The sequence below is a fragment of the Candidatus Cloacimonadota bacterium genome (assembly GCA_034661015.1).
GTDB lineage: Bacteria > Cloacimonadota > Cloacimonadia > JGIOTU-2 > JGIOTU-2 > JAYEKN01.
In genome coordinates this window covers 4,697-13,054 of sequence record JAYEKN010000184.1, presented here as the reverse complement: position 1 = coordinate 13,054, position 8,358 = coordinate 4,697, and the positions used below count along the sequence as shown (strand labels likewise).

At 35.6% G+C, this 8,358-nt stretch carries 8 protein-coding genes and 1 tRNA gene; 2 read left to right on the top strand and 7 right to left on the bottom strand.

Going from position 1 to position 8,358, the window contains the following annotated elements; genetic code table 11:
- Positions 1-287: 287 nt before the first annotated feature.
- The 6 genes from U9P79_07040 to U9P79_07015 form a co-directional block, all read right to left on the bottom strand.
- Complete coding sequence (locus tag U9P79_07040; protein ID MEA2104377.1) at positions 288-1,466, bottom strand: hypothetical protein; 1,179 nt, start codon at positions 1,464-1,466, stop codon at positions 288-290.
- A 161-nt stretch (positions 1,467-1,627) separates the two neighbouring features.
- Positions 1,628-2,242 carry a tyrosine-type recombinase/integrase gene (locus tag U9P79_07035; protein MEA2104376.1) on the bottom strand — a complete coding sequence of 205 codons (615 nt, stop codon included), beginning with the start codon at positions 2,240-2,242 and terminating at the stop codon, positions 1,628-1,630.
- A 184-nt stretch (positions 2,243-2,426) separates the two neighbouring features.
- Positions 2,427-3,296 (bottom strand): lysophospholipid acyltransferase family protein, encoded by an 870-nt coding sequence (locus U9P79_07030; GenBank protein ID MEA2104375.1) that lies wholly within the window; start codon positions 3,294-3,296, stop codon positions 2,427-2,429.
- Positions 3,296-3,775, bottom strand: a complete 480-nt coding sequence (locus tag U9P79_07025; protein ID MEA2104374.1) for a cytidine/deoxycytidylate deaminase family protein — start codon at positions 3,773-3,775, stop codon at positions 3,296-3,298. Before U9P79_07025 ends, U9P79_07030 begins: the two co-directional genes overlap by 1 nt.
- 9 nt (positions 3,776-3,784) lie before the next feature.
- Entirely contained in the window at positions 3,785-4,780 is a 996-nt protein-coding gene (gene waaF / locus U9P79_07020) for a lipopolysaccharide heptosyltransferase II (GenBank protein ID MEA2104373.1), read from the bottom strand.
- 442 nt (positions 4,781-5,222) lie between these two features.
- Complete coding sequence (locus tag U9P79_07015) at positions 5,223-6,839, bottom strand: T9SS type A sorting domain-containing protein (protein MEA2104372.1); 1,617 nt, start codon at positions 6,837-6,839, stop codon at positions 5,223-5,225.
- Between the two features lie 161 nt (positions 6,840-7,000).
- Between U9P79_07015 and U9P79_07010 the strand changes: the two genes are divergently transcribed.
- Together U9P79_07010 and U9P79_07005 are read left to right on the top strand one after the other, a co-directional pair.
- A complete protein-coding gene (locus U9P79_07010; protein ID MEA2104371.1) occupies positions 7,001-7,894 on the top strand; it encodes a DUF6588 family protein in 894 nt (297 codons plus the stop codon).
- Between the two features lie 93 nt (positions 7,895-7,987).
- Positions 7,988-8,063 (top strand) — tRNA-Phe (locus tag U9P79_07005).
- Positions 8,064-8,073: 10 nt separating this feature from the next.
- On the opposite strand, the gene U9P79_07000 is transcribed toward U9P79_07005, so the two are convergent.
- A partial coding sequence (locus tag U9P79_07000; GenBank protein ID MEA2104370.1) for a hypothetical protein occupies positions 8,074-8,358 on the bottom strand: 285 nt, incomplete at its 5' end.

Here is an 8,358-nt window from a genome sequence, read left to right as displayed (position 1 = left end):
TTTTATTGAAGAGATTTTTTTATTTAAACTAAAATAGTCAAATTTTACTTAAAAAAATAAATTGACTTTTCAAACATCTTATTTTTCTTTTTGTTTTAAAGCTAATACGAATTTCCGCTAATGTTTGAGCACGCTGCGGATTCGGAAGAATCCGCCCAAGGCAAACAAGTCAAGGTTTGAATCGTGAGATTCAAGCCGAAAGCAAACCAATCAGCCCTACCGCAGGTGCTTATGTTATGGGAAATCAAAAGGGAGTGTAAAATAATATCACACTCCCAAATTATACTCTAAATCTTAAATCCAAAAGTAGTAATTAATGCACCATTTGTCGATTCTTCTTCACCCAGACCCAAAAACCAATCATAACCAATTTTTATGATAAATGGTTTTGCAATATTGAATTCTAGAGCACCACCAAAGACCAAACCAAAACCAGCTACATCTCTTCTGTAAGAATAATTATTCCACCCATCATCATATTTTCTGTATGAATCACTGATTGATCCTAAACCAAATTTTGGTGTAATATTTAGCATACTTCCAGCTGAAATGGGCTTTTCATATTGTAATGTAATATTATATGTCTCATTATCAATAACACCTAAGAAGTTAGCTCCAATTCTACCAAAAGTATTGCTTCCCCAACCTATTGTACCTCCAAAAGCAAATCCTTCTCTATAACCAAATCCTAAACCAGCATTAGGTGCAAAATAGAAATATCCATTTGATGATGTAGCTTTTTTCGGTTTAATAATTTCTTCTTTTCTTTGTTTGGGTTGAAGAGGATAATCATAAGGGAAATAAGAATAATGAAAATCTGCAAGTTGTGGAACAAGTTCTTTTTCTATTTTATCTTCATTTTTACCATCGAGATTTTGTGCAGAAAGGATTTCCCCATTATTTGTTTTTTGTACTCTTATGTGTAATCTAACCAGTCCTTCTCGAATATCTTTTTCCGTATCAAAATCACGATAGATAATACCACATTCAAGTATTCGATAGTTTATTAGATAGTCAGCTGCTTCAATTTCGGTTTGCTTTAGATTAATTGGTGAAAATGTTAGATCACTGATTTCAATATCAACATTCTTAGAGTTTAGTAATTCACTATTGTTCTGTATCATAGAGTAGTTATTGCTACTATTACTTTCTTTTATTAAATTCTCAATAGCATTTTTATCACGTTCAAGAACTTTAAAACCTGAATTAACTAAAGATTGAATTAATTGATCTTCGATTAATGCAATTATTGGCTTATCAAGAGTAACATCTTTTTCAAGTGAGACAAGAGCCACTTTACTCCCAGAAGGGATTTTGCTTTTCATCGTGTTTCCCAAATCAATGTTATCTACTGTTTTTTCAATAAACAATTGATTTGAATCCTCAAATTTTGGTTGAATAGTTGCACAACCTGAAAACAGCAGAACAATTAAAAACAAATAAACAACATACTTCATTTTCTTCATACTTTCCTCCAGTTTTTATTGCTTCTCCATTTTAATGGATTTAGCTTTAATTATATTTCCCATAACACATATATCCACGCAACACAAAAAGGTTCGTATAACCTACTATAGTTACCATAAAAGGTTCGTGATAACTCCGTTTTAGAGGTTCGTCATAACTTTTAATGTTCATCGTTAATAACTAAGTTTAGATCATCTAGGGGGCTTTTAATTCCCTTCATTCCTTTTAGCGTTACATGAGTATAAATCTCGGTTGTTTTTAAATTTTTATGACCTAGAAGTTTTTGAATTTTCCTTATATCCTCACCATTTTCAAGTAGATGAGTGGCAAAAGAATGTCTTAGTGTGTGGACAGTTGCTTTCTTTATTATCTTTGTATTTCCATAGGCAATGTGGAATATTTTCTGTACGAATCTTGTTGAAATATTTTTACCATCATAATTTTCAAACAACCACACTTTTGGTTTGTATTCTTTAAAATACTTTCTTAAAAGAGTTAACAACTCTTCTGATAATATTGTAATTCGGTCTTTTTTGCCTTTTCCTCCTTTTATTACAATAAGCATTCTCTCGGAATCAATATCGGCAATTTTAAGATTAACAACTTCCGAAAGTCGTATTTGTTCGTAAATAATTGCTTTCAGCTTAATCCCATAATAATATTTCAAGAATCTTTGAAAATGCAAACCGTAAGTTTTAATCGTTGGTTCGCTATAGTTTTTTAATTTCAAAGTTTGCAAATATTCTTCCGAAAATCTAATAGAATTCTTTTTCATTTTTATTACCGTGCTGCTTTTTACATCCCCTTATATTTTTGTCAAATTAATCAATAAACTAATTTGATTTTCTGATGAAATGCTGACACGCTGACCTGCTGAATTGCTGACCTGCTGACCTGCTGAAATTCTTTTATTTTTTTTCACTGGGATTTCATCGGGGAGCGAAAAACCCAACTTTGATTTACTGCTTCCATCTTCGATGAAACCAAAACCATTGCTCGGGATTTTCACGAATTTTATCTTCCAACTTTGAAGTTAACAATTGTGTGTATTTGCTAACATCCCGATCAAGTGATTGAGTTCTCTTGGGATAGATGGGTTGCTCGAATTTAAAAATATATTTCCGGTTTGGCTGACGAAGGCAGGTTGAGAAAACGATTGGGCAGTCGAACTTCAAACTTATTTTTGCAGTGCCCGGATTTGTGGGTGCATTCCTTCCAAAAAATTCTGCAGGGATTCCGCCTTTTCCTCCATTTTGGTCACCAAGCATGAAGATTATATTATTTTTTGTGAGAGCTTTTATAATACCACGCAGAGCAAATTTTTTGGGAATCATGCTGATTTTGTTAAACTCCCTTAGGTGTGTTATAAAATCGTCAAAATATTGATTTTTTTGCTGTTTTGCTACTGCGTTCATTTTTTCTGTCTTCTGAGATAATATTTGGGCAGCCATTTCCCAATTGCCGAAATGCCCCATAAAGAGAATAATGCCCTTACCTTTTTCCAATGCTTTTTCTACATTTTCAAATCCCTGCATTTCGAAAACCTTTAATTTTTCATCCAAACTTTTGTATGAGAACCAGCAGAATTCAACCGCAACTCTGCCAAAATGCATAATGACCTGTTTGGTCAGTTTTTTGATCTCTTCCGGAGATTTCTGCGGAAATGATTTATGTAGATTTGATTCAACCGTATGCAAACGCGTTTTAACAAAATTCAAATAAACAAAGATGAGGAAATTACTAAAAAGATAAGCAATGCGAAGTGGAAAAATTCTGATAAAATTGAAGACCGCTCTGAAAAGAAATGTTTCTAATTTAAATTGGAACATTAGATCAATCGTTTTATTGCCTTTGTTTCCATATCGAAATGAACCATCATGATATTCGTGTTTGATATCATTTCTCGAGCAAGAGCGTCGGGATATTCTTCACCGATGACAATCGCTTCTATTTCTGCATTTATTATCATTTTTGCACAGATGGAACAAGGCTGGTGGGTGCAGTAAATAGTTGCGTTTCTTATGGAGACTCCATTCACGGCAGCCTGAATAATGGCGTTTTGCTCGGCATGAACACCGCGGCAGATCTCATGCCTTTCACCTGAAGGGATATGCAATTTTTCTCTTAGGCAACCGGTTTCGGCACAATGAGGTACACCCTTGGGAGCACCGTTATATCCGGTTGCTAATATTTGATTGTCTCTCACGATTACAGCCCCAACTTTTCTCCTTAAGCAAGTGGATCGGGTGGAGACAAGTTGGGCGATTTTCATAAAATATTCATTCCAAAGAGGACGTGCGTTTTTCATTTTTTCACCTTATAATATTGTTTGTATTTGAGCAAATATTTCATCTGGTTTCAAATCTTTCATACATTTAAAATGTTTTTTAGGACATTTTGCGGAGCCATGCAAACTGCATGGACGGCATTCAAGATCTCTCTGCATTATTATCGCATTTTCGTTGATCGGACTAAATCCGAGATTGGGATGAGTCGAGCCGAATATGGCAATCTGTGGTTTTTGCAAAGCAGCTGCGATATGCATGGGACCGGTATCTCCGCTGATAAATAAATCTGCTTGATTGATAATATCAAATAATTCTTGCAGATCAGTTTTCCCCGTTAAGTCAATCAGTTGGTGTTCACATTCGTTGCTGATTCGTTGTGAAAGAGTGATTTCGTTTTTGTTTCCGATCAGGATCACATCCAACTTGAATTCATTTTTCAGCATAGTGATAAGTTCAGAGTAATATTCCGGTGGATATTGTTTTGTAAAATGTTTTGCTCCGGGAGCAATGACGATTTTTTTTGTATCCTTGGATTCTTCTCGAACAGTGATTTTCGAGTTAAGTGGAGTAAGAAATATTTCAGTTTGGATTGATTCCAATTCAATATTTAATTTTTTCAAAACCGAAGCATATAGATTTACGGTTGAATCAACGGGTTCAAAATGACTCGCAAAAAGTTTTTTTGTAAGGAACCAACGATGAAGATGCTCTTTTTTATAAGTAAGTTTTGTGCTTTTACGGTTAAACAATTTTATAAAAAATGTGTTCAACTTTGCCTGCAAGTCAATTATCAAATCATAATTTGCTTCACGAACTTTCTTTGCAAGAACAAAAATTGTCTCTTCATCTTTATTATATGGAATAGTTAGGTTTATATTAGGATTATTTTCGAGAATAGGAACAAATTGTTGTTTCGTTAAAAAATGAATTGTATCGGTCGGATATTGTCGCCGCAACATCTTCAATATTGGTGTGGTTAGAATTATATCACCAAGCGAACTAAAACGAATTATAAGTATTTTCATGTTGGTTACGATTGTTGAAGTGATTGAATTCTGTCAATTTACCCGTTTTTTTCTAATCTGTTCAGCGAATAGGGAAAAATACCAAGAAGAATTGCTGATTTTGCCTAAACATTTTGTTCCTTACGCATTGCTTTTCGGATGAAGAGATCTTCAGGTTGGGTAAACTTAAGGGAAGAAAATAATTTTGATGCGGTAGAAAAATATTGACCACCAGACTTCGCTAGCATTCGCCTTTACAGGCAGAAAGTACTAAGAACACAGAATAAAGATAATTCAAAATGATCAGACTGTCAGAATGTGAAGTTAGTGTGAAAAACTGAAGCCCAGCCGGGAAGGAGCTGGCTGAACTCCAGTTTTTTCTCAATATCTTTGGGATGCACTACAACAATTTCAAATTTTCATTTGAACATTTTCCCAAATACAAAACAACTTTGACAATTTTTTAAGGCTTCAACAACAAGACTTTTTCAGTTTCTATATTTTTACCATTTGCTTCAAGATTAATAAAATAAATTCCGGCTGGCTGTATCGTATTGTCCCCATCGGTTCCGTTCCAGTTAATAGTATAATTTCCGCTATTTTGCATTTCGCAGATAAGTGTATTGACCAACTGCCCTTTAATGTTGTAAATAGAAATATCTATTTGTTTTTTATCGGCCAGAGAATAACAGATGTAAACTGAGGAATTGGTAGGATTGGGATATATCTTTTGGAATTTTGTAAAAATTTGCTGTGAATTGTTACCGGTGCTAATGGTAATTTTTTCTACGGAATTAGAAAAAGCTGCCTCTGCAGTAATGCCATTTGTGTATTGTGCCACAATCGCGTATTGATAGATTTCAGGTTCTAATTGTTCCCAAGAAATGTCAACAAATGAAGTATCACCAATTATAATAGAGATCAATTCCCATTGTTCGGGATTTTGGTTATTAATTTCTAAGAAACGTAAAACATCATAGCATTCCAAATCACGAACTGTAGTAACAGGTGGGCTCCAGGTTAATGAAACTTCTGTGTTTTCAACATTCACAACAGCAATAACATTACCGGCTGGAAATGCGATTTCATTGAGAATGATTGTACCCAGATCTATATCATCTGTTTCGACTTCAACCGTATCCGTGTGAATTTCATAACCTTCGTGGCTAATTTCCAAAATATAAACTTCATTTTGAATAACTTCCGGGAAGACGAAGTTGCCATTAAAATCTGTTACTGCCTGATAATTATCCTCACCGGTAAGCGTAACCTCACAGTTTGCCAAACCTATCTCCAATTGATCACTACCCACCACATGTCCCTCTATTTGGATGGTTTGGATTGGGTCGGGTATCCAAGCTGCCCCTCCAGTTGAATGGTAAGCCGGATAAGGATTGTTAAATTCTACCCATACACCTCCGGCACCCTGAGCAATATCATAAGCAAAATAAGGAATACCATCGTCTCCTCGTGTCGCGGTTAAATATACAGTATTGTTGCCAACAGCCATTCCTCGTCCCTGCCCGTTAGTTGCAGGAATTGATCCTGCCAGTTGAATCATTTCTCCGGTATCGATATTTATGGAATAAAGACCGGAAGATCCATATTCCGTGTAACCGTAAAAGAGATCGTCTGCAGGATTATAATCAAGAGCAAAGAACCGAAAGCCATTACCTGTGTAAACATCCAATGCCAAGGTAGCTGTTCCTGTGGCGGTGTCAATGCTGTAAATCCCTTTTGGATCGGCATAATTTGAATAACCCCAAAGGGTGTCTCGGCCATAAGCAAGGCTGCTCATATCTTCACTAATAGTACAAATTTGCTGAGGTGGTGAATTCAAGGTAGCTTCATAGAGGTGGGTTGTAAACGCTCCTTCACCGATGAATAGGGTTCCGTTGGGGGTAGCTGCAGCACCGCTTACATCAAAAGAGTAGTGAGGAATCCAACTGACAGCTGGGAATCCGTTCAAATCTGATGAATAAGTGGGAGGAGCTGAACCCTCTAGCCCAACAAATAGGGTTCCTGCGTTTGCTAAAGTAATGAAACAAAGAAGTGTTATAATTGCTACAATTTTTTTCATAATAATTTTTCCTTTCTATGTTTCACCAATTGGGGAAAGTTGGTTTTCGTGTCAATAATTTTAATAAAGGTGGTGGAGAGACCCAACAACCACAAGGAACTTGACAGAAAAGTTCAATAAAAAAAAAGATATTTCAAATAAAATATTTCGGAGGAAATGATATGCTAAAAAAATATGTTGTTTTGTTTATTGTTTTTTCAATTTGGATAACAGCGATCTTATCCGCAGATTTGTTGGATGATTTGGAAAAATTTGGAGAAACAAACGGTAAGAAATACTTAGAACCTTTTGCGGAAGTTCTGACCACAAGTATGAATACCGGTTGGTTTAGCGTTGCAAAAGGTGGAATGATGCATTTTGGCTTTTGCGTCAATCCGATGATTACCATTATTCCCGATGATGCTAAGACTTTTACCGCAAGTAGCCCAGATACATCGCTGTATGAAGAAAATGAAATCGAATCGGCAACAGTTTTTGGAGATAAAGGTGGCACCTTTCACGGTGTGATTCCCGGAACATATTTAACCTTACCGGATGGCATAAATTTATCCACATTTCCGTTTCTCGTACCTCAGGCTCATATTGGTTTACCTTCTGGAATAGATGTTGAAATACGGTTTTTCCCGGAAGTTGAAATCAGTAAAGATATTGGAAAATTTACTTACTGGGGTTTGGGAATAAAAAATCAGGTAAGCAAATTCATCCCCTTATGTCCAGTTGCAATCGCTGTTCAAGGAACATACCAACAATTTTCTCTTGGAGATTATATTGAAATGAATACGACCTATTTCAATGTTCACGCCAGCAAAAGTTTGGTGGTTGTACCTTTAACCGTTTATGGCGGTGTGGGTGTAGAAAATTCAACCCTGACAGCGAAATATGATTATGCCGGGGCTATTCCAGGTATTGATGAAATTAAATTTGATATTGAAACCGAAAGTAATATGAAAATTACGCTGGGGACTCGCTTGAAATTACTCATTTTTGATCTTATGGCGGATTACTCGATCAGCAAATATAACACGTTCAGATTGGGTGTGGGAGCGTCTTTTTAGGAATTGCTTCTTGAGTTGCTAATAAGGATGTTCAAGTTGCGAAACTTGACAGTGATTTAAACACTTAAAAAAAGAGTGAATAAATTTTTGTGTGCCGGGATAGCTCAGTCGGTAGAGCAGGGGACTGAAAATCCCTGTGTCCGTGGTTCAATTCCGCGTCTCGGCACCATTTTTTTACTTCACAAAAGCATAAGACCACAAAGGAAAAAAATCAACAACACTTTTCGTGTCTTTCCGTGTTTTTCGTGGTAAATCTTTTTACTAAATTGAAGAGATAACGCACCCAAATGATCACTAAACACAAAAACCACAAAGGCCACAAAGGCCACAAAGTGATAAAAAATCAAAAACATTTTTCGTGTCTTTCCGTGTTTTTTGTGGTAAATCTTTTTACTAAATTGAAGAAGATAACGCACCCGAATGATTACTAAACACAACGACCACAAAGAAAAAAAATCAAAAAC